We start from the raw sequence: 21,350 nt of genomic DNA on the forward strand, positions 1-21,350 counted from the left end.
TTTCCAGTAGTTGCTGGAGCTTTACTGCATTAATTTGGCACTCTAGACTACTTTTCTTATTCTGCCAGTCCTTTCAGCTAAGAAGCCAACCAGACCTCTCTACTTCAACCCCCAACCACCGTCAATGGTGATGATTTGACCCTGCATAGACTGGGCTCTCCCTGAAGCCAGAAAGAGGGTCAGGTCAGCGATTTCGTCTGGCTGGGTCCAGCGGCCAATCGGGGTTTGGTCAGCCACCCAGTCAGCCAGGCCGCCGGGCTCAAAGTCGACTGCGGTCATGCCCGTCTGGACAGCACCTGGCGCGATGCCAAAGACCTGGATGCCTGATTTGGCATAGTCTAGGGCCAGCTGCTTGGTGAAGCCCGCCAGGGCGTGCTTGGAGGCTGTGTAGGCCGATCCGCCGCCGCCTGCTAGGCTGGAGGCAATGGAGCACATGGTGATGATGGTGCCTGATTGATTAGCGACCATTTGGGGTAAATAGTGGCCGACCAATCTGGTCACGCTGAAAAAGTTGACCTCAAACAGACGTCTAAACTCCTCTTCTGTCGTGTCCAAATGGGGCTTGTAGGCATCCAAAACACCTGCGGTCAAGCAGAGCAAATCTGGACTGGGACAAAAGTTCGCCAGCAGCGATAAATCACCTGTCACATCCTGCTGGAGGAAATGAAAGTCCCCTTCCAAATCAGGTTTCTCAGAGACGTCCACCCCATAGACTGCCCAGCCATTGTCCAAAAGCAAACGAGCCTGGGCCAGGCCGATCCCCGAGGAGACGCCTGTAACAAGGGCGGTTTTAGTCATGGACTTCCACCCAGTCGGTGGCCAGCACATCACAAGGGGTCGGGCTCCACATGGAGAAGCCCTCACCCTCGCCAGTCACGTTGATGAGGAAGTAGGGTGTGGCCTTCAATTTTTGGCCGTGGACCTCGATGGTGTCAAAGAGCTGAACGTAGTTTTCAGCCCCACCCCAGCCGGTGCGAACGTACTTTTTCTTGGCTTTCAGGCCTGGTAAAATCTCTTCAAATGTCATGGTAAACTCCTTTCAGTATGTAAAAACGTTGATTTTATGGGCTTTTTCAAGGGAAGCCTAACCCCTCTTTTTAGTTTTTGTGGACTTTTTAGGGACTAGAGGCTGGCCATGGCTTTTTCAAAGTAGGTTACCGCCTCTTTTTCTTTGTCCTTGGATAGATGCCCATAAATATCCATGGTCATGGCTAGGGTCGAATGGCCTAGACGGTACTGGAGTTCTTTATAGCTAATGCCAGCGTTTAGCAAGAGACTGGCGTGAGTGTGGCGGAAAGCGGGGAAGGTGAAGCGGGGAATGCCTACCTCTTTGCAACGCCTATCTAGAAATTCTTGTCTAGTGGCCAGGTTTTGGCGCCCCTTGGTCGGGGTGCTAAAAACAACCGTTGGCCCTTCTGCTCCTGCCTCGCGGAAGATTTGTCCTTGTCTGACTTTGTAGAGCTTGAGCAAGTTGACTGTCTTTGGGTCTATGCTGATGATCCGATGTCCCGCCTTACTCTTCGGCGTCCCCACCTTATCCACTAGGCGGTGATAGTTCTTGGAAATGCTGACGGTTGCCCCTTCTAAATCAATATCCGACCAGTCGAGGGCGGCCAGTTCACCGAAACGGCAACCCGTGGCCAAGAGCAGGCTATAAAGCACATAGTCGAAAAAATAACGGTAAGCCTGATGAGAAAGGTTTTCCATATAAGCCAACAAGCGTTTAAGGTCGCTGGGATCAATGAACTTAATCGCCTTACTTTCTCTTTCTGGTTTTTTGGGTAAAATGGTTTCCCGGGCGGGGTTATAGGGCAAGATTTGGAGACTAACAGCATGCTGGAGTATTCGCCGATTGATTGAGTGAACCACGGCAAAGTGGACATAACGGGCGGATAGTTCATTAACAAACTTCTGAACAACTACAGAAGTCAGCTTCTCGGGTTTGATATGCCCAAAGGCTGGCACAAGGTGGTTGGCAATAAGGCCTTTTGTCTGAAGGTAGGTTTGAGGCTTGACGGTTAGCTGATAGCTTTCCAGCCACAAGTCAGCTAATTCCTGATAGGTCTTGACCGCTACAGCCCTATGGACCGTTGACCCTGCTTTCTCAAAGTCTAGGATTTTACGCCTTGCCTTTTGGTCTAGTTCCCTCTTGGTGCGTGCTGATACCGTTGTTTTGACTTTCTTTCCTGTCACGCTATCGATGCCCAGGTAAACGCTGGTGCGGTAAACGGTCGAGCCGTCTTTTTTGGTGTAAGTTGTGATTTTCATGTTCTAACCTCTTTCCTAACTATCAGCAGGCAAGCCGTTATCAAGGGTTTTAGGTTGAGTTAGTTCATGAAATGGGATATAATGAATTTGTATTTCATATTTTTCATTATACCCAAGGAGTCAGCAGCTGCTGGCTTTTTTCTAGTCCTGACCGTTAGCCAGCGGTCAGGACTTTTCTTTTTGCCTAGAATGCTCCCAGAATTGACGAGACCGCCCCTATTTTCGCTTGTTTTGAGGCAGTCGGTAAATCAGGGCAAGGGCTAAAAGCTCGCTATGGGGCTTATATGAGCTTGTGGTGGTTGTTTCCATTTTGGAAAGAGCTGGGGCTATCACGCACCCCACCAGCGGACTTCTACAAGTCCGTTTTTTCTTTTGGATTTGTGGTAGGTCTGAAAAGTTCCTACATCACGGAAACAGTCCTAGGCGTTCCCGTTCGGCTTGCAGGGATTGGCCTAGCATATCAGCCAGGGCAGTCACGTCCTGATTGGCCAGGGCTTCCATGTAATCAGCTCTGCTATTTTTTGAAATGATGACGGGGGCATCCAGCCAGAGCATAGCCAGGTAGAGCACTAGGAGGCGGCCCGTCCGTCCGTTGCCGTCGCTGAATGGGTGGATACGCTCAAACTGGATATGGCTATCAGCCAGTACCTCAAGGCGTTCCTGGTCAGTCTGGGCCTGGTCTAGTCGCCAGTTGGTGTTATCGCACCATTGGAGCATGAGGGGGTAAACCTCGGCAGGGCTTGCGGTCTGGAACTCAGCCCCGATGATGGCGTTCTGCTGGGTCTTGAACTGCCCCCGGTCATGCTGCAGGCGGTCAGTCAGTCGCTCATGAATGCCTAGGACGACATCGATGGACAGGGGCGATTTATCCGCCAGGAGATCCAGTAGGTAAGCAAACGCCCCCTTGTGGTTCTCAATCTCGTAGAACTCACGGACGGATTTGCGACCAGTCGGCAGGGCGTTTTCTAGGATAATGCTGACGGTTTCGGGGAGCGTGATGGTGTTGCCCTCAATCCCGCTGGAATGGTAGGACATGCGGACAAGCACATCATCAAGATAGCTGTTGGAGTAGGGCATAGGTACCGCCTTTCTTTTAAGTTATGAGTGTTAAAACTCCCACTTATTGCTTTCTTTCGGTGGCTTTTTGACTTTATCAGCCATTTCAGCGACTAGATTTTTTACGATTTGCTTGTCAGCCTTTGGTAAAATACCGTAGTTAAGCAGAAGCTCTTCTTCTGGAGTGTATGAAAGACTGTTAACGGCAGAAAGAAAAGACATCAGTGTGGAAAAATCTGGTTCAGGATTATATCGTCCACCTTCCACATACTGGTTTTCTAATTCTTCTAGCATATCATCGCCTAGTATGGTGGCGATTCTAGCCTTAACAGGGTTCGCCCAGTCATTGGGGTCTTTTTTGTTTAGTTGTTGTCTTACCTCGTACTCGTCTCTATGGTGGCTATATCCTAGCAAGTAAGCCACCGACACCCCAAAATAATCCGCCAGTTGCTGGGCTTTGTCAGGTTTGATTTGGCTTTCACCGTTTTCCCAGCTTTGCAGAGTTCGTAGCGGTGTACCGGTTTCTTTAGCAAATTCTTTCTGAGTTTGCTTTTTTTCTTTTCGCAATTCTTTTAGTCGATTCATTTTTATCAACACCTTTCAAGCACATTATAGCACTTTTTAAGCAAGTACGCAAAAAAATCGCATATTTTGCAAAAAAACACTTGACACCGCTAAAAAGTTGCGGTATTATGTTTTTGTGACGCAGGAAAACAGCGGTTTTCTAGAAATCACTCAACACTTTTCACCCACTCAGCGGTCTGGTTTGACGGTTAGGCGTCCGCCGCTATAATCATCAGAGAAAGGAGCTAGGACATGAAAAATAATTTTCGGGTACTGCTGGCCAAGAAACGGAAAAAAGTTTCTGACGTTGCTGAGGCTACGGGTATTGCCAAAAGCACGCTGACGGCCTTGTACTATGAGCGAACCAAACGCCCTGACATTGAAACGCTGACCAAGGTGGCTAACTACCTGGGCGTGACGATTGACGAGCTACTGACCCCAGAGGAATAGGAGAAAACACCATGACACCAACACTAACACAAGCACGATTACAAGCAGGCTATGACTTGGAAACCGTGGCAGACAAGACAGGGCTGACAGTTGCCACCGTGGCAGACTATGAGGCTGACAGCAGCGACATCGATTGGCTAGCTCTTGAACAATTATGCGACCTTTACCGCACGCACCCTAACAATGTATGGTTAGGCGTTACGACTTAAAACAGAAAGCAGGCAAGCATGAGAAGAAATTACCAAAAATTTGTAGATGAGTTTCTAACTGAAACGGGAATGAGTGGGGCAGAAATGGCAAGAGCTATTGGATTAACGGCTGACACTATCCAAGGGCTACGCCGTGGCAGTATCTCAAGTCCGCAACATACCACTAAGCGGAAAATCAATCAGTTCGTTTTGAATTACCGGAAAGAAAACAAGACGAAAACGACACCGCAGACCAATCTTTTTGAAAATCTGTTCGAAACCCAGGTACAGACGTCTGAGCTGACCTTGACCGCTGAGGATGGTACCCAATACGTTTCCAGTCGGAGCGTGGCAGAGTGGACGGAGAAAGAGCACTTTATCTTGCTACGAGATATTGAGAAATATATCAGCTATTTAACTGATGATGAACAAAATACAGAACTGTATTCTAGCTCAACCATGCGGTTTGAAAGCTATTTTGTAGAAGATAGCCACCAAGTCGAAGAGGGTGGCAGACGTTACAAGTTTTACTGGTGCAGTCGCAAGGGTTGCGAGATGATCGCCAACAAGATGACCGGTAAAAAGGGCGTGAGGTTCACGGCTCACTATATCGAGGTCTTCCATGCCATGGAGCAGGCTTTGAAGGCTGACCAACCGACCCCAGCCCCTGAGAAGCTCACAGAGCCCACAGAGACCGCTCAGACCGCCCCAGAGCTACCGCAGGGCTTGCGAGAGGTTGAACGGCTGTATATGGACACCCTGGCCCAAGAAATCGCTAAGACGGACGACATGGCCACCAAGATGCAACTGGCTGAACGGCTGACCCAGCTTGTGCAGTCGATGAATTAAAAAAAGCACCCCCAGGGGTGCGTGAGAGCAACAAAAAAGGCTTAACCGACGACCAATCGCAAAGCCTTTGACATCAACAACTAAAACACAATAACAAGCAGGCAAGCCGTTATCAAGGGTTTTAGTAAGTTTTCATAGCTAGATTATACCATAATCGGCTAGGATTGACCAGCCCCTTCCCCGACCATCAAAAGCAGGGGCAACCCGTATGGTAAAGACAAACCGAGAGAGGAAAAAACATGGAACAATTTTTTAAAGATTTTGAAGCAAAGTTACAAGTGACTGATGAAAAGCTGGATATTCTGAGCGAGTGGCATATAGCAAAGGGGCATACTGGAGCTACTGAAATCGCCGAAGAATGCAGAACAGCTATAACGTCTTTATGGATTGAATTTTACAGGCTATCAGAGACTTATAAACAGCGTGAAGCCAGCCATGAGGCGTTTTATCAAGCTAATGTAGAAACAGTGATCAATGAACTACGCCGACAGGACGAGCGAGAAGCAAGGGTTAACGAATTGCTGGATAGAAACCGTCCGAACTGTTTACTTTTTGATTTACTAGCAAAAGAGATGGAAACTTTTAGAACGGAAGACCAAGGAGAAGTGTCCTCATATTCTATTTGGTACTATCTACGCCGTCTAGTCAAAGAAGATTTAAAAGCGAGGGGAGTTATCTAATCATGAACGAGCTTAACTTGACCATGCCCCAGTTATTGGCTTTTCTGGCTATCACACTCCCCCTGGTGGCCGTTTTATGGGTTGACCTACTGATGGTAAGGCCAGAGGAACAGACGGCCTTATACGAGCTATTAGAGGCCCTAGAACGAGGGCAGGAGGAAACAGGATGGAACACTTAGAAAAAAGGGTCTTGGAATTGATACCCACAGGCCGACAACGCCCCAAACCAGCCAAGGAAATAGCCCAGGCGGTGAGCATCTCAGAGCGGTCAGTTATGGACATCATCGCCCGACTGATAAGCAAGTACCGAGTTCCCATTATTGGGGAGCGTGGCGATAATCACGGCTATTATATCCCAGCCGATGAGACCGAACGCTTGGAGGGCTTGCAGGCTCTACGCAACCAAACCACAGAGCAGACCAACCGCTTGAACGTGGTCACCTATTGCAGTTTGACCGAGTGGCGGACATTGCTAGAAAGCGAGGGCTAGGCATGAACCAAATAACACTATTCACCCGTGAGTGGCTACAAGAATTTAAGCGTAATTTACTGGCCACGGTGGGGCGTTTCCTGGAGTTGCAGACCAAACCCCAACCGAGGGTAACAGGTCTTATCAGTCGCCAGCAGGCTATGACAGAGCTAGGCATTAAAAAAGCCCAGACTTTCAGAGACTGGGAAAAGCTAGGACTAAAACCCTACCACCCACCGATGGAGGACACCAGGACCATTTTTTACAAGGTCAGCGACCTATTAGAGTTTTTGGGGGCGGAAGATGGCAAGGTATAACATGCACCCCGCCCAGGGTGGCGGACATTACCACGACATCAAGGAGGGAAAAGATGACATCGATTTTTAATTTAGGAGATATCTACACTTCTAACAAGGTAGGAGGCTCACCATCAGCCATCAAAGGTTTATTGAGGCGTGGCCAGGTTATGGCGTTATCAGCACCTAGAAAGTCGCTAAAAACAAGTCTGGCAACTCAGTTGACGCTAACCGTTGCAAGGGGAGGTAACTGGATTGGTTGGGATTGCCATAAGTTACGGGTGCTATTTGTTAACATCAACCACGCAGAAAATGACTGTTTGCTGAGATTTTCCCATCAATTACACGCTTTGGAGATTGAGGAGCAGGAAAAATTAGACGTTGACATTTTAACCGTCGGCAAAGGTGGCACGCTGAGGGAGTTGATTGATCACTTAACGGAAAACATGGGCGGTTACCCCTTGATTGTCTTGGATGGTTTGGACTATTTGACATTTGAACAGGCAGAGTTAAATCCTCTTTTGCATCAATTGACCGAAAAACTAAAGTGTTGTTTGGTCGTCACTACGAGCCACCAGCAGAGACCACGAGGAAACGAAGAGGCCCAGCAGGCGACCAAGTGGTCAGAGGCGTTAGGTTATAGCGATACATTGCTAGAGTTTTTTGAATTACAGTTACATCCTGAATTATTGAGGCGTGAACGCTTGGAGGCAGTTTGGCCCCTATCTAAAAAAATTCTAGAAAACCATGCCAAAAACTACTACCTGATGAACATCAAAGGAGATTACCCAACTAAGGCAAGCAGTACCAGCGAGGAACTCAGGGAGCATTTAGCTATTGCGTTAAGAGAGTTACCGGAGGAAACATTAACAGGGCTTTTGAATCAGTTTGACCACATTGACTTGCCACTAAAATATCGGACCTATTGGCGACTTGAAGTGGTCACCGCAAACCAGCCGCCAGAAGATGGGGAGAACCATTTATTTTACTATCCGACCTTGAAACAAGATGAAGAAAAAATCTTGATTTTCCATGAGCCAGGGATTGAGCTGGACGAAAAATATTTAGAAACGTTTTCGCCATTCGATGAAGACAAAGCCGAGGAGGTGGCCAAGCAACTTTCTAAGCGATTAGAGCAGTTTGTAGAAAAATTTGACCGCTACCCAAATAAAAAAGAGTTTGCGGATTTTTGTAAAATATCACGCCCGACCCTTGATAAAAAATTAAAGCTTGCTGGAGAAAATTTATTATATACAGATACAGAGGTCAGGTTCGTGTAAAGTGTAAAGTAAAGTAAAATGCGTGTAAAGTTTACAGTGTAAATTTACACGTGTAAAGTGTAAAAAATGTGTAAAATTTTTACACGATTTTACACTTTACACGGCACGTTATCCCCCTCTTGTGTAAAGTGAGTAAAGAGGGTGTAAAGTTTACACATGATTTTACACGACAACACCCCTTAAAGCCTTGATATAATCAGCTTTCCAAGCAGGTGTAAAGCGTGTAAAATGGTGTAAAATTTTACATTGTAAAAAAGAGAAAATCAACCTAAACAAGCTATCGCAGTTTAGGTTTTGGGAGTTTTCCGAAAAAACGAAAATAAGGAAAGGGAAAAGGGGCGACTGAGCTACGCCCCCTTTATCCCTTGTCCTGAATTATTTTCGGAAGTGCGAGGAATTGGATAAGATATTTAAAAAACAATATATGAGGTAACGAGGTCATGCACTGGATAGAAGATAAAAATTTTTTAAGCAGCCGCAACATGCCACCGATGAAGAATAATGACGAGGTCTTGACGTGGTTAGCAGATAGTGACGTGATGTGTTATGTGTTTGGATTGGCTAGAACTTTTTTAATTTTTGATTATGATACGCATACTTGGCGAGGGATAAACTACGGCAAAACTGATAGGGTGCTACCGTCTAAGAAGAAAGGGATAAAAAGACGAACTAAACGAAACTATGAACTTTTTGAGAGGGCTGGGATTGATTTAGTAGAACCGTGCTTTTCAAACCATCGCATCAGCGACTGGGAAAATTTTAGCCAGTCTGCTATTATCCAACGACTGAAACAAGAAAAAGACATTCTGAGGCATATTGCTGTCTTAGCAATTGCCCAGAAACATATCTTGACGATTGAGAGGGAGGGGGTGAAAATATGGCAAGGGGCGGACTGGTAACCCAGCAAACCTTTAGCTATACCTTTGCCTATCGCCCTGATATGCTGGCCTTTAAGAATGGTCTGGTTGGCTATTTTGTGGGCAGTCACGAGGGCCTGGCCTATGCCATTGACTACGGCAAGGGGACGGTATCGGTGACCTATGAGCATGACCAAGACTTATCAAGCGACCTGGAGCGAATAGCTAGGGCATTTGATAGTAAGCAAAAATAGACAAATATAGACAGATAGGAGGGGGAATATTGAAAATTGAAAAGGACTTTATTTATTTTGAAAGAAATGGTAAAATAGATTTAGTAACAAAGCCAGAGTTTGGAAGTATCACTTTAAAAATTCAGGATGGTGTAGTTACTGAAGTCGAGACAATCGATAGGAAAAAATATAAAAAGCTGACTTAACAATGCGTTGAGAGGCACTGAGATTATTATATCTTGGTGCCTCTTTATTTTTGATATAAAGGAGTAGAAAAATGATTGATTATAATAAACTGATTCAGGAAGCAGATGAAAAAGGGGCTGAGATTTACGGTATTGTCGAATGGGAAAGAGCTAAAAAGACTGGTGAGACCTTAGAAGGAACTACGCCAGATCCCAACACAGTAGGATTGAGTGATGGAGACCGCTGGGCCATTATCAATAATGAGCTGGCGAAAAGATTTGAAAATCCACTGGACAGTTATAATCTTGCGAAGAAAGAGGAAGAACTAATAGAGATCGGTAATCAAGCACGGGCGATTGTTGATGAATTTAATGAGTGGGTTAAAAAGTTAGAGAAGAATAGCGACTATACAGAAGAGGGCAAAGTTAAATTGTATAACTCTAAAAGAAGTGAGGCAGAGGCGGCTATTAAAAATTTAGGCGATCGTCAGCATGACATTTCTATTGAAATTGGTAATGCTCGCTATAAATCGATGGAGGAAGCTTTATCAGCAATCAAGCAAAATTCTAAACCGTCTGACTTGACGGCATCTGATATTGCTTACATGCAAACTATTTTATCGCAAGATAATAGCGAAAAGACAAGAATGGAATTAGCTGATAGTTTCAATTATCATTTATCGGCTCTAAATATTATCAACGCTTATCGCAATAAGGAAGATCTAAATTCTCATGAAATTGTACACCCTCTAGAAAATCAGCTCAGAGCTAAGCCAAGTTTGATAAGGTTGACTGATGTAAAAATCAATAATATTGGGTTTTATACCTATCAGCTATTGAGAAATTTAAATAATAAACTTTTCTTGAGCGGGAACGAACATAGGGGGAGTGATTTGTTTTGATTAGTAGTAAGGTTATCAGGCGGCGGTTGAAACGCTTGGCTGGTTTAACTATTGATCAGAAGAGCGTTATAAATATCGATGATTGTATTAAGCAATTGCGAAACGGTGATACGGTAGATTGGGAACGTTATTCGGTAACGCCAATCCTTAAGAGTATAATCGAACAGTTAGCTAATCAAGGAGGTGAACTAGAATAGACGAGAAACTGACACCTAAACAAGAGAGGTTTATGCTTGCCCTTGCGACGTCGCCCAGCATTGTCAAAGCTTGCGAGGTGGCAGGCATTGCCCGAAGTACGGGGCAAAAATACTTGAAATTAGTGGCCTTTCGCCGTGCTTTTCGTGAGTATCGTAGTGAGCTGATGCAACAGACGACAACGCAGTTGCAGACGGCCAGCCTTGAAGCGGTACAGGTTTTGCGGGAAATTATGCTAGATGACACCGTAAGCCCCTACGCTAGGCAACAGGCCGCCCAAACCATCCTAACAACAGCATACAAGGCCCATGAAATCGAGAGCGTTCACGAGGTTTTAGAAGAGTATGAGATGCGTTTTTCTGAGTTAGCTGAAGGAGGTACCCCGTGAAGAAATCAGCGATAAAAAGGCGACTTGAAAAGTTGAGACCATTAGAGCAAGGTGGTCGAGTCTATTTTGCGGACACGCAAGAAGAGGCCGACAATTTCAGTAAGCAAAGATTGCCTGCTGGTTCAGTGATTTTTATCGGCGATTGCGACATACTGGATTGAGTAGCATGACCATTAGGGAGCGACTTGGCAGCCTAAAAGTTATCGCCTGGCTTATTGCAGACTTGGAGCAAGAAAGAGAGTGGGCCAAGACTACGTTGGATCCGTTCCCTGGTCAATGGAAAAAATGGGAGGATATGCACCAGGGTAGTATTGATGAACTGAAAACCCAGCAGCAGGCCACCCATGACCTTATCGGCCGATTGAACTACCAAATTGACCGTGACATGATGCTGGCCAGGTATCGGGATGGCTTGAAGTGGGAAGAGGTTGCCCAACGCTTGCAGTATTCGGCCAGTAACCTCAAACGACGGCATAAGCTGGCCATCGAGGAACTGGAGGCACTAGATGACGAAAACCAAACACGCTGAAAGGGTGCTGAGGAATTACCGCAATTTTCAAAAGCTGGCCAGTCTATCAGACAAACCCTTTTCAGTACATGGTCAAATGTTAGCCGATGAAATAGACAGGGTCATAAACGGGTTGGCAGGCCTTGAAAAAGCCATCTTGGTCAATTGGTATCAGACCACGCCAAAAGCACGGCAGAGCCGTCAGCAGTTTTGCCTTGATCATGGGATTAGTACCGAGGACTACAACCAGGTAAGAAATCAGGCCCTTGCCAGCTTTGCCCGTGAGTATCTTGGCGGTGTTTTGTTGATTATGGACTGAGAGGCATGCAGAGCCACGAGAACAGGGCAAATCAAGCGACTAGCTACCCAGTCAGAGAAATAGGCACGCACCGCCTAAAATCGCTCTACGGCCTTTATATGAGCTTGTAGCGTGTCCTATTTTTGTGGTATAATACCCGTGGCGTTAACCTATACCGCCTGGAAAGGAGGTAAGGAGAATGCTCAAAGCTCTTTTACTCTTTTTGCTTGCTGCAATCCTTGAGGCCGTTATCGGTTGGATTGTGACTTACTGGCTAGATAAGTTTATCAAGTAAGCAAAAATCACAGGTTAGCACCGTCTAGCCCACAAGAAAAGCCCTCAGCTACTCGCAATAGCTGGGGGCTTTGTGTTGGCGTTAGCGACTGCTAAGCCTTTTACTCTTCCCTCACATTATCGCAAGTTTTGGTTAAGTTGTCAAGGGTTATGCTATCACGCACCCCATGCGAGGATACACTAGGAAACAGTAAAACACAGTAGCAAGCGGTGCGTGACTATGCTATAATGGTATCACCTTTTTCTTACATCGGCAGGGCAAAAGAAAAGCACCTTATGAGGTGCTAGTTCCTTGCCTGCTGAACTCGTGTACCTAGTTTTTGGCTAGGTCTTTTTTTGTGGACTTTTTAGGGACTTTTGACGATTTTTCAACATCTTTTAACAATAGGGCGAAACCTCAAAAACCTTTATTTTATGCGATTTTTTAGGCTATATCAACCGCTAACAGTTTTCCGTCTTGACAATCTCTTCAAATGTCATGGTTGTCTCCTTTTTCTTACCATTTTACCATAAAAAAACAGCTCTTGAATAGTGAAGAGCTGTTTCTGATTAAAGTTGTGTAGTGAGCCGTCTCAGACTAGATCGTAATGACAGGTACAACTGGATTGTCATCGGCACCCAAATCAAGGGTTCGCAGAGGATAACTCCCAGATAACCCAACTGAGGGATTAAAAAGACCACGAACAGCACTTTTCCGACCAGCTCAATCACACTGGACAACAATGGGGTCAGTTTTTGCCCCAGTCCCTGGAGACCATTTCGAAAGACAAAAAGACAACCCAAAACAGGGTAAAAGGGGGTCACCAACTTTAGGTAACGGTCAGCATTGTCCAAGAGCTCTGCTTCTTGCGACCCCGACACCAGACTCACCAAAACAGGAGCAAACAGGTAGAGGAGGGCCATCGCGATAAGGCCCCAGATGGTGGTCAACAAACAGGCCGTTTTGATGCCCCGAACAATCCGTTCTGTCTGCTTGGCCCCAAAATTTTGCGACACAAAGGTGGTCACACTGGCCGATACCGCCGTCATCGGCATGAGCGACAGGGCCAAAAGCCGACGTGCCGTGGTCTGGGCCCCGATAATCAGTACCCCAAAACCATTGATGGCCGTCTGCAAAATCACCGTCCCGATGGACACGATGGAAAACATAAAGCCCATGGACAGGCCCTGCCCCAGCAGGTCACCGTAAATGCCCTTGTCCCAAGAAAGATGACGTTTTTGCGGGATTAAGATGGGAACTTTTTTCCAGATGTACCAATAGCAGAGCACCGCAGCCACCGCCTGAGACACGATGGTTGCCAGCCCCGCAGATTGAACCCCCAAGCCCAACTGGGTGATAAAGTAAAGGTCCAAAACAATGTTCAAACAGGCCGAAAAAATTAAAAAGTAAAGGGCGACCAAACTATTACCAATGGCCCGCAAGAGACCAGCTCCCATATTGTAAGCAAAGGTCACCCCAATCCCCATCAAAATCATGTGGATATAGGTATAAGACTGGTCCGCAATCCCATCAGGTGTCCCGATAAAATCCAGCAAGGGCTTGAGCCCCAGCTGTCCCAATAGCATAATGAGGCCACTCAAGACAGCAACAATGGTCAAGGTTGCCGCCACAGACTGCTTGAGCTCTTCCTCAGCCTTAGCACCGTAATGGCGAGCGATAACAATTCCCATACCATTACCAACCCCCAGCGAAAAGCCGATAATCAACTCAAAAATCGCCGCCGTCGCCCCAACAGCTGCCAAAGACTCCTCACCCAAATAGTGGCCAACAATCATGATGTCAGCTGTGTTGTACAGTTGCTGAAAGACATTAGATACCAAAATCGGCCAAGCGAACTGCAAGAGGGTCGGCAAAATCGCCCCCTTAGTCAAGTCAATGACCCGTTTCGTCATACAGCTTCTCCTTCTACTGAAAATACCTCTATTCTACATAAAAAAGACAGGGAGAGCAAGCCTAGCGTTTGCCCTTCCTGATAACTGATATTGCCCTCATTTACAAAAAACTATGAAAAATAAAAAGACCAGGTCGCTAAGGCATTATTCAAAAAATGCAAGCTAATCGGATAAGCCAAATTATCTGTCCGCTTATAAAGGTAAGCAAGAATGAAGCCATTCCCTCCATAAACAAACCAGCTGGGTAAATCGGTCGGGCCATGCAAGGCTGCAAAAACAATGCTCGATACCAGTACAGATACCCAATTGTTCCGACCAAACAAGCGCGTCATCAAAATACCACGAAAACATAGTTCTTCCACAAAGGCAGGCAACAGGGTTGTACTGAACCAAACAAAGGTCGGAGGCAGCTTCCCAATTTCTTCAATAATAGCTTGATTATTGGCGGTTTCAGATTGCCCAATCGCCTCCAGCCAGAGGTAGGCCAGTTGGTCAAGCAACTGGACAAGCCCCAAAAGCAAGCCGATAAGTACCACCGTCTGCCAGCGAAAGAAGGTCCAATCAAACCGCACATAGCCCCACTTTTTTGCCAAAACATAGGTTAGATAGGCAACCAACACGACCGATAAAGAGCCGATAAGTGTTTGAGACCAGGAATAGCTCCCCTGCCACGGGACCGTCATTAGGGCATCTGGAATAACAAAAAGCACTAAAAGGCCAAAAAAACAAAGAAATGAGGTCATCCAATTAACAAGACCCAGCTCCAAAAATTTCTCTTTAATCCTGCACATTTTTCCCCCTTAAAACCAACCCATCAAGCTCAAGAAGCCAAGGAAGTTGTTAAGGCTGTGAGCCAAGATAGCATACTCTAGTCGCCCTGATTTGTATCGGATAAGGGCCAAAATCAAGCCCATACCGCCGTAAATCAACCAGCTGCCCACATCAGTCGGACCATGTAAGAGAGCAAACAGTAGGGTCCCTAGAACATGCCCCAGCAACTCAAAACGACCACTGAATACTGCTGGTATAAACCCTCGACAGAGCAGCTCCTCACCTAGTGGTGCTCCAATGACAACTGCCAAAAAGATAAAGAAAACGGGCAGCTGTCGAGACAGGTCTTCAATGAGTTGTTGATTGGCTGTTGTGGTCTGACCCCCTAACTCAATGAGATAGGACCCCAGTAAATTCACCACATACATCAGGACAAAGGCAGAACCTGCTGTTAGCCAAGCAGACCTAGACCACCAAACACGATCAAAGCTAATCAAGCGTCGCCATTTCCCCAGCCATAGGAATAGGGCAATTAAAAAAAGTTGAAAACCAACAAGGATAGGAACAAGCCCAGCTGGTACACTGTGACCCATCAGGATAGCAGCCCCAGCGATTCCCATGGGAAGTGACCCAAAAATAAGAAGAAATACCGCTAAACCAGCATTTAGAAAACGTTCTCCGATTGACATCTCTCATCCTTTCTAGCCCTGCGGGGCAAGACCGTTAAACACTGTAATTACCTTACTATTCTACCAGTTATTGTAAACTTTTTCAAGATTTTCCTAATTCAAGGTGGGTATTAGGAAATCGCTTGACAAAGTCCTTAACCGGTGTTACAATTTTATCATTAACCAGTTAAGGAGGACAACATGAAACACCCTTTTAAGGCCATCTTGGTCTTTTTGGTCGCTTTATTGGCCTTGACTGGCTGTCGGGACAAACCCACCCAGAACAGCCAAGGTTTGAGGATTGTGACCAGTTTCTACCCCATCTACGCCATGACCAAGGAGGTCTCTGGCGATCTCAACGACGTGCGGATGATTCAGTCTGGTGCTGGGATTCACGGCTTTGAACCCTCAGTATCAGATGTCCAGGCCATCTACGACGCCGACATCTTCATCTACCACTCCCACACTCTGGAGAGCTGGGCTGGGCGATTAGACCCTAGCTTGGAGAATTCCGATGTGATTGTGGTCGAAGCCTCAGAAGGCATGAGCCTGGAACGGGTGCCTGGCCTAGAGGACATGGAGATTAGAGAGGGCATCGACGAAGCCACCCTCTACGACCCCCACACCTGGGTTGACCCGACCCTTGTGGCCGAGGAGGTACGGTTAATTGCCGAGCATCTCAGCCAGTTGGACCCAGAAAACGCCGACGTCTACCAGAAAAACGCGGAAAGCATGGCAGCCACAGCTGAAAAAATGGCTGAGGACTTCAAAGCACGCTTTGCTAAGGTCAAGCATCGGACCTTTGTCACCCAGCACACCGCCTTTTCTTATGTGGCCAAACGGTTCAATCTGGAACAGCTGGGCATCGCTGGTGTCAGCGACCAGGAACCAAGCCCCCGTCAGTTGGCTGAAATCAAAGATTTCATCGACACCTACAAGGTCAAGACCATCTTTACCGAAAAAGGGACGTCAGACAAGTTGGCCAAGGCCTTAGCCACTTCAACCAAGGTCCAACTCAAGGTCCTCGAACCCCTGGAAGCTGACCCACAAAACGACCTCAGCTACCTGGAAAACCTGGAAGCCAACCTGAGCGTGTTGGCTGAAGAACTCGAAAACTAGACGAAAGGATTTGTCATGAAGAAAAAGTATATTTATAGCTCCGCAGCAGCCCTCCTGCTCAGTATCATCAGCTATCAGGCTGGTCTTCAGCAGGCCACCCTTGCCAAAGAAGACAACCGTGTGGCTTATGTTGGCGAAAAAAGCGAAGCTAGCAAGAAAAAAGAAATCATCACTGACACCAAAAACATGTCTCCTGATGAAGTCAGTGCCAAAGAAGGCATCAACGCGGAACAGATTGTCGTTAAAATCACTGACCAGGGCTATGTGACTTCTCACGGTGACCATTACCACTATTATAACGGTAAGGTGCCATTTGATGCCATCATCAGCGAGGAGCTCATTATCAAAGACAGCGACTACGTCTTTAACCAAGCCGATGTGGTCAACGATGTTAAAGATGGCTACATCATTAAAAAAGATGGTCAATATTACCTCTACCTCAAGGATACCAAGAAAACAACTAACGTCCGCACCAAGGAAGAAATTGCCCGTCAACAGGAAAGTTCCGGCACCAGCAGACCGAGTCATGAAACTGGCCGCGGCTCTGCCAACAGCTCAGGTAGCTCTCACAGCAATAGCTCAAGACAATCCAGCGGCAACTCTAACAATCAGGCTTCTGGAAACAATAGCCAGTCTAGTGCCAAGCCTTACACCACCGATGACGGCTATGTCTTTAGCCCGACAGATGTTATTGATGATTTGGGTGATGGCTTCCTCGTTCCTCACGGTGACCACTTCCACTTTATTCCTAAAAACGACCTATCTCCTGGCGAATTGTCTGCGGCTCAAGCCTTCTGGAATGCTAAAAAATCAGGACAAGCAGGCAACAGCAAGCCTCAAGCTCCAAGCAGTCACACCGCGTCACATTCAACCTCTGCTGGTTCAACAACAAGTCATCAGCCAGTAGGCAACCATGCCGTGACCGCTCCTACTCACCAGCAGACAAACACTGGACACACCACTCATCAACAGCATGCTGCAGCGACTCCTACCCCTGCTGGTAATACCGTAGCTACCAACAAGCCTGCAACCGCACAGCCACAGACCCCACCAGCAAATCAGGCTGAAACCTTGTCTGACTTGCTGCAACAACTGTACGCTCAGCCATTGAGCAACCGCCACGTGGAAGCAGACGGCCTGGTCTTTGACCCAGCCACCATCACCAAACGGACGGCCTCTGGTGTCGTTGTCCCACACGGCGACCACTTCCACTTTATCCCATTCAGCCACATGTCTGAATTAGAGGCTAAAATCTCACGGATAATCCCTATCGGACAGGCCCTGCCAGCACCAAGCCAACCAGCGGCACCCGTTGCTATCGCAAAACCTGCCCCAACAACCCCACCAGCAACACCGACCAAACCAGTTGTTACCGAAACACCTGCGAAACCAGTCCTACCTGAAACGCCTGTAACACCGACTAAACCAGTTTACCCTGAGACACCTACAACGCCAGTTAAACCAGTCCTACCTGAGACACCTACACAGCCAACTATTCCTGAAACGCCAGCTGAAGACAGCAACAAAGGACCAGTTGACCTCTTGGGCAAAAAGATTGAAAAATCAGCCAAGGGCAAGGACGGCCTGGTTTATACCACCAGCGATGGTTACACCTTCACCGCTGAGAGCATCCTGGAGTACGATGACCAAGGCCTGCGGGCTGAACACGGTGACCACGAGCACTACATCTTCTTCCACGAGCTGGAGGACTTTGAGCTGGAGGCCGCCCAAAACTACATCAACCGTGAACACCTGACCGCTGTCAAGCCAAGCACTTACAGCAAGGCTGAGATTGAGGCCAAACTCCGTTACATTTCCTTGGAAAATGGGGTGCCTTACGACCTCTTGATTGTAACAGGTAACCAGGTCATCATCCCTCACGGCAACCACTCCCATATCGGCAACCTGGACAACTACCCTGTTGCCCTGCGACTGGCTGACCACCACGATTTGGACGAATACCGAAACCTCTTGATCAGCCTCAAGATGAGCCACCTGCGTCTGCAAGACGGCGTGCGGTCTGCTTACCGCCGCAACGATGTGGTTGTTGTGGTTAACAACGATGGCAGCGAACGCGAGGTCAAACTGGAAGCGGTCAAACTCAATCTGGACTACGAGGAAGTGGATTACAGCGGCTTGGTAACTGCTGTCGATCCGAACGAGGCTAAGTTGGCCTACATTGCTAAACAGTACGGCGTGCCTAGAGACCATGTTCGCGTCCTCTTTGACAACCTGGTTATGGTTGAAGATCGTGGAGGGGTCAACTTGGATTTGGTGGACATCAACGATGAGGTCATCTACACTCTGCGTGACCGTGGTAACCAGCCTGCTCCAGTTGAAAACAAACCAACTGATCATCCAAAAGTTGAAACAGGCGATGTGGTTAATCCAACAACACCTGCCAAACCGGCCGAAGAAACAGAAACACCTGCCCCTGAGACCAACAAGCCACTTACGAGCGACCGTGCCAGCTTGATTGCCCACCTGGGCCACCACTATGGTGCCGCTGCTGAACAAGTCAGCTATATGCCTCGTATCGGCTACATCGTGGTCCCAGTCTCAGGAGAAGAAAACTTGATTATCTCTGAAGAATTGGCCAAGGCCAGCCTCAGCGACCCAAGCCTCCTGCCAGCTCTGACGGCTAAAGAGGAGGAAGAAGAAACTCCGATTGTGGACAATAAACCTGAGACTAAACCTGAGACCACTCCTACCACGCCTGCAAAACCAGTTGAAGACCAGGAAGCCCCTGCTCCAACTCCTGTCACAGACAAGGAAACTCCTAAAGAAGACAAGACTAATCCTCTTACTCCAGACAAGGAAAAGGATAGTTCTAATCTCACTGAGGACAAACCTGCTGATGAAACACCTGTGACGCCTGAGACCAGCACTGACTCAGAGACAGCTGATAAGCCTGCTCCAAGTGAAGAACCTAGCACTGAAGAAGCCGCCGCAGAGGAGGAAGGGGAATTGGACGACTACGATCGTGCTATGAGAGCTCGAGCCAAAGAATTTGGCATGGATGCGGAAGCCTTTGAAGACGCCCTGATTAACATCGCTTTGGAACACAATGTCGGCCTCGACAGTTTCCAATACCATCCTGAAAACCGAACCGTAAGCTTTATTGATGCCAACGGCAAACGTCAAGTTGTTCGAGTTCCAGGGCATTAAAATAAACGCCTAGCTTAAAATAACTGACAAAAAACTCCCCTTAGCGTATCGACTACAGACAAGACTGTCTCTCGAACGCTCAAGAGGAGTTTTACTATCATACTAAAAACACCCCTTTTTCTAGTTTACTAGATACCGCAGGGGTGTTTTATTTGGTCACACTTTTAGAATCAGTTCTCTAAAGATTCAGGCTTGTTTTAGTTGGGCAATAGAGGCAGGCCCATCGCTGCCATTTCCTCAATAGACACGACCATCCCATCGCCAATCCACTTGGCCAAGGTCGCAATGATGGCATGGCTAAAAAATGACGTCGAATAGGTGGACAATTTTCGGCGACTGAGCCGTTGGTAGGCTCTAAAACGCTTGGCCACAGTAGCTGTCAAAACGTGATGAAATTGATGGTGAAAGGCCAAACGAAAGAGTCGAACCTCCCGCTTAGCCTCTGACAGCAAATAAGCCCAGGCTTGAACCACTTGATTTTTCAAATCAAATTGCTTCAAGCCATAAAAAATCCCCTGCAAGGTCCTGGTCAACAGTTGCGAAAAAATCGCCTCCTTGCTCTTATAGTGACGATAAAAAGCATTTCGCGACACCCCTGCACGCCCGACCAACTCCGAAACCGTGATTTGATCCATACTCTTTTGCTCAAGGAGCAATAGCAGAGCAGTCTCTAAAGCCTCCTTGGTTAAGCGTTTAGCTTCCAGATTAGATTGTCGAAGGTTTTGAAGGGAATTTTGTGACATGAATTTTTTCGGCATAACAGTCTCTCTCTGAGTGTGACAGCCGATAAGTGGAATAAGACAAAATCGGCTTTCTATGCTATAATTTTAAGTGAAAGCCCCTCATTTGTCAAGTCACGGGGCAACGGAGGACTATGCTATGACATGGAAAATTATTGTAGATTCAGGTTGTAATTTCAGACAACTCCCAAACCTTGCACCAGACACCACCTTTGTCAATGTTCCCTTGACCATTCAGGTCGGCGACCAGGTTTTTGTTGACGATGATGGCCTTGATATTGCAAATATGATGGCAACCATGTATGCCAGTTCAGCTGCCGCAGGATCAGCCTGCCCAAGCCCAGAAGCCTATCGCCAAGCCCTCGAAGGAGCTGACAAGGCCATTATTGTGACCATTACAGGAACCTTGTCTGGTAGCTTCAACAGTGCCCGTTTGGGAGCAGAGATGTACCTCGAAGACTATCCTGATGCTCAAATCCATGTCCTTGATTCCCTCTCAGCTGGTGGTCAGATGGACCTCTTAGCCTTAAAAATCAATGACTTAATCGCAGCTGGTCTGGAATTTGAACAAGTCGTTGCCGACATCAAAGCCTATCACGCCAAGACAAAATTGCTCTTTATTCTGGCCAAGGTAGATAATCTCGTTAAAAATGGCCGTTTGAGCAAGTTGGTAGGAGCCGTTGTTGGCCTCCTCAACATTCGTATGGTCGGACAAGCCAGCCAAGAAGGCACCCTGGAACTTCTCCAAAAGGCCCGTGGCCAGAAAAAAGCTGTCCCAGCTGGTGTCGAAGAAATGATTAAAGCTGGCTACAAAGGCGGACGTGTGATGATTGCCCATAGCAACAATGACAAAATCTGCGACCAGCTGAAAGCGGCAATCACCGAAAAATTCCCTAACGCCATCATTGACCTCATTCCCACAACTGGCCTCTGTAGCTTTTATGCTGAAGACGGCGGCATCTTAATGGGATATGAAATTGACTAACACCTCTTCAAAAACCCACCAGCTATGCTGGTGGGTTTATTATTTT

The 21,350-nt window shown here is 47.1% G+C and carries 27 protein-coding genes and 1 pseudogene; 19 read left to right on the forward strand and 9 right to left on the reverse strand.

Annotation, left to right across the window (positions count from 1 at the left end):
- Positions 1–99: 99 nt before the first annotated feature.
- The 5 genes from AC3ARB_RS07485 to AC3ARB_RS07505 form a co-directional block, all read right to left on the reverse strand.
- Entirely contained in the window at positions 100–798 is a 699-nt protein-coding gene (locus tag AC3ARB_RS07485; protein WP_488319953.1) for a 3-oxoacyl-ACP reductase, read from the reverse strand.
- Positions 791–1,027: a DUF2829 domain-containing protein gene (locus AC3ARB_RS07490; protein WP_488319954.1), complete on the reverse strand. Its 237-nt coding sequence runs from the start codon at positions 1,025–1,027 to the stop codon at positions 791–793. Before AC3ARB_RS07490 ends, AC3ARB_RS07485 begins: the two co-directional genes overlap by 8 nt.
- Before the next feature lie 95 nt (positions 1,028–1,122).
- Complete coding sequence (locus tag AC3ARB_RS07495; protein ID WP_488319955.1) at positions 1,123–2,268, reverse strand: tyrosine-type recombinase/integrase; 1,146 nt, start codon at positions 2,266–2,268, stop codon at positions 1,123–1,125.
- Between the two features lie 405 nt (positions 2,269–2,673).
- Entirely contained in the window at positions 2,674–3,345 is a 672-nt protein-coding gene (locus AC3ARB_RS07500) for a Fic family protein (RefSeq protein WP_488319956.1), read from the reverse strand.
- A 30-nt stretch (positions 3,346–3,375) separates the two neighbouring features.
- On the reverse strand, positions 3,376–3,909 hold the full coding sequence (locus AC3ARB_RS07505; protein WP_488319957.1) for a helix-turn-helix domain-containing protein: 534 nt from the start codon (positions 3,907–3,909) through the stop codon (positions 3,376–3,378).
- 231 nt (positions 3,910–4,140) lie between these two features.
- Between AC3ARB_RS07505 and AC3ARB_RS07510 the strand changes: the two genes are divergently transcribed.
- The 16 genes from AC3ARB_RS07510 (at position 4,141) to AC3ARB_RS07585 (ending at position 11,687) form a co-directional block, all read left to right on the forward strand.
- Positions 4,141–4,338 carry a helix-turn-helix domain-containing protein gene (locus AC3ARB_RS07510; protein WP_488319958.1) on the forward strand — a complete coding sequence of 66 codons (198 nt, stop codon included), beginning with the start codon at positions 4,141–4,143 and terminating at the stop codon, positions 4,336–4,338.
- Between the two features lie 11 nt (positions 4,339–4,349).
- Entirely contained in the window at positions 4,350–4,547 is a 198-nt protein-coding gene (locus AC3ARB_RS07515; protein ID WP_488319959.1) for a helix-turn-helix domain-containing protein, read from the forward strand.
- A gap of 18 nt (positions 4,548–4,565) precedes the next feature.
- Positions 4,566–5,375, forward strand: a complete 810-nt coding sequence (locus tag AC3ARB_RS07520; RefSeq protein WP_488319960.1) for a Rha family transcriptional regulator — start codon at positions 4,566–4,568, stop codon at positions 5,373–5,375.
- Positions 5,376–5,614: 239 nt separating this feature from the next.
- Entirely contained in the window at positions 5,615–6,055 is a 441-nt protein-coding gene (locus AC3ARB_RS07525; RefSeq protein WP_488319961.1) for a hypothetical protein, read from the forward strand.
- Positions 6,056–6,057: 2 nt separating this feature from the next.
- Positions 6,058–6,234 (forward strand): hypothetical protein, encoded by a 177-nt coding sequence (locus tag AC3ARB_RS07530; protein WP_488319962.1) that lies wholly within the window; start codon positions 6,058–6,060, stop codon positions 6,232–6,234.
- Positions 6,222–6,545 carry a DNA-binding protein gene (locus tag AC3ARB_RS07535; protein ID WP_488319963.1) on the forward strand — a complete coding sequence of 108 codons (324 nt, stop codon included), beginning with the start codon at positions 6,222–6,224 and terminating at the stop codon, positions 6,543–6,545. The genes AC3ARB_RS07530 and AC3ARB_RS07535 overlap by 13 nt, the downstream gene beginning before the upstream one ends.
- Before the next feature lie 2 nt (positions 6,546–6,547).
- Entirely contained in the window at positions 6,548–6,841 is a 294-nt protein-coding gene (locus AC3ARB_RS07540; protein WP_488319964.1) for a hypothetical protein, read from the forward strand.
- Positions 6,842–6,894: 53 nt separating this feature from the next.
- Positions 6,895–8,100: an AAA family ATPase gene (locus AC3ARB_RS07545; protein ID WP_488319965.1), complete on the forward strand. Its 1,206-nt coding sequence runs from the start codon at positions 6,895–6,897 to the stop codon at positions 8,098–8,100.
- A 440-nt stretch (positions 8,101–8,540) separates the two neighbouring features.
- A complete protein-coding gene (locus tag AC3ARB_RS07550) occupies positions 8,541–8,999 on the forward strand; it encodes a hypothetical protein (RefSeq protein ID WP_488319966.1) in 459 nt (152 codons plus the stop codon).
- Entirely contained in the window at positions 8,978–9,211 is a 234-nt protein-coding gene (locus tag AC3ARB_RS07555; protein ID WP_488319967.1) for a hypothetical protein, read from the forward strand. The genes AC3ARB_RS07550 and AC3ARB_RS07555 overlap by 22 nt, the downstream gene beginning before the upstream one ends.
- Positions 9,212–9,240: 29 nt before the next feature.
- A complete protein-coding gene (locus tag AC3ARB_RS07560) occupies positions 9,241–9,396 on the forward strand; it encodes a DUF2292 domain-containing protein (RefSeq protein WP_488319968.1) in 156 nt (51 codons plus the stop codon).
- Positions 9,397–9,467: 71 nt separating this feature from the next.
- Positions 9,468–10,277: a hypothetical protein gene (locus AC3ARB_RS07565; protein WP_488319969.1), complete on the forward strand. Its 810-nt coding sequence runs from the start codon at positions 9,468–9,470 to the stop codon at positions 10,275–10,277.
- Between the two features lie 229 nt (positions 10,278–10,506).
- On the forward strand, positions 10,507–10,860 hold the full coding sequence (locus AC3ARB_RS07570; RefSeq protein WP_488319970.1) for a replication protein: 354 nt from the start codon (positions 10,507–10,509) through the stop codon (positions 10,858–10,860).
- Complete coding sequence (locus AC3ARB_RS07575; RefSeq protein WP_488319971.1) at positions 10,857–11,021, forward strand: hypothetical protein; 165 nt, start codon at positions 10,857–10,859, stop codon at positions 11,019–11,021. The genes AC3ARB_RS07570 and AC3ARB_RS07575 overlap by 4 nt, the downstream gene beginning before the upstream one ends.
- A gap of 5 nt (positions 11,022–11,026) precedes the next feature.
- A complete protein-coding gene (locus AC3ARB_RS07580; protein WP_488319972.1) occupies positions 11,027–11,389 on the forward strand; it encodes a hypothetical protein in 363 nt (120 codons plus the stop codon).
- Positions 11,367–11,687 carry a hypothetical protein gene (locus AC3ARB_RS07585; protein ID WP_488319973.1) on the forward strand — a complete coding sequence of 107 codons (321 nt, stop codon included), beginning with the start codon at positions 11,367–11,369 and terminating at the stop codon, positions 11,685–11,687. Before AC3ARB_RS07580 ends, AC3ARB_RS07585 begins: the two co-directional genes overlap by 23 nt.
- A gap of 822 nt (positions 11,688–12,509) precedes the next feature.
- Here the strand turns inward: AC3ARB_RS07585 and AC3ARB_RS07590 are convergent.
- The 3 genes from AC3ARB_RS07590 to AC3ARB_RS07600 all read right to left on the reverse strand — a co-directional run bounded on the left by AC3ARB_RS07590 (position 12,510) and on the right by AC3ARB_RS07600 (position 15,313).
- Positions 12,510–13,853, reverse strand: coding sequence for an MATE family efflux transporter (locus tag AC3ARB_RS07590; protein ID WP_488319974.1), 1,344 nt, complete (start codon positions 13,851–13,853; stop codon positions 12,510–12,512).
- Between the two features lie 110 nt (positions 13,854–13,963).
- Positions 13,964–14,644 (reverse strand): CPBP family intramembrane glutamic endopeptidase, encoded by a 681-nt coding sequence (locus tag AC3ARB_RS07595; RefSeq protein WP_488319975.1) that lies wholly within the window; start codon positions 14,642–14,644, stop codon positions 13,964–13,966.
- Positions 14,645–14,653: 9 nt separating this feature from the next.
- On the reverse strand, positions 14,654–15,313 hold the full coding sequence (locus AC3ARB_RS07600; RefSeq protein ID WP_488319976.1) for a CPBP family intramembrane glutamic endopeptidase: 660 nt from the start codon (positions 15,311–15,313) through the stop codon (positions 14,654–14,656).
- A 180-nt stretch (positions 15,314–15,493) separates the two neighbouring features.
- Between AC3ARB_RS07600 and AC3ARB_RS07605 the strand changes: the two genes are divergently transcribed.
- Positions 15,494–16,411: a metal ABC transporter solute-binding protein, Zn/Mn family gene (locus AC3ARB_RS07605; protein WP_488319977.1), complete on the forward strand. Its 918-nt coding sequence runs from the start codon at positions 15,494–15,496 to the stop codon at positions 16,409–16,411.
- A gap of 15 nt (positions 16,412–16,426) precedes the next feature.
- Positions 16,427–18,190: pseudogene (locus AC3ARB_RS07610) on the forward strand (pneumococcal-type histidine triad protein); the annotation flags it as partial.
- Positions 18,191–19,776: 1,586 nt separating this feature from the next.
- On the opposite strand, the gene AC3ARB_RS07615 reads toward AC3ARB_RS07610, so the two are convergent.
- Positions 19,777–20,337, reverse strand: a complete 561-nt coding sequence (locus AC3ARB_RS07615) for a TetR/AcrR family transcriptional regulator (protein ID WP_488319978.1) — start codon at positions 20,335–20,337, stop codon at positions 19,777–19,779.
- 121 nt (positions 20,338–20,458) lie between these two features.
- Here AC3ARB_RS07615 and AC3ARB_RS07620 point away from each other — a divergent pair, with 121 nt between their 5' ends.
- On the forward strand, positions 20,459–21,304 hold the full coding sequence (locus AC3ARB_RS07620) for a DegV family protein (protein ID WP_488319979.1): 846 nt from the start codon (positions 20,459–20,461) through the stop codon (positions 21,302–21,304).
- Positions 21,305–21,350 lie beyond the last annotated feature (46 nt).

Source organism: Streptococcus sp. ZY171113, from assembly GCF_057748235.1.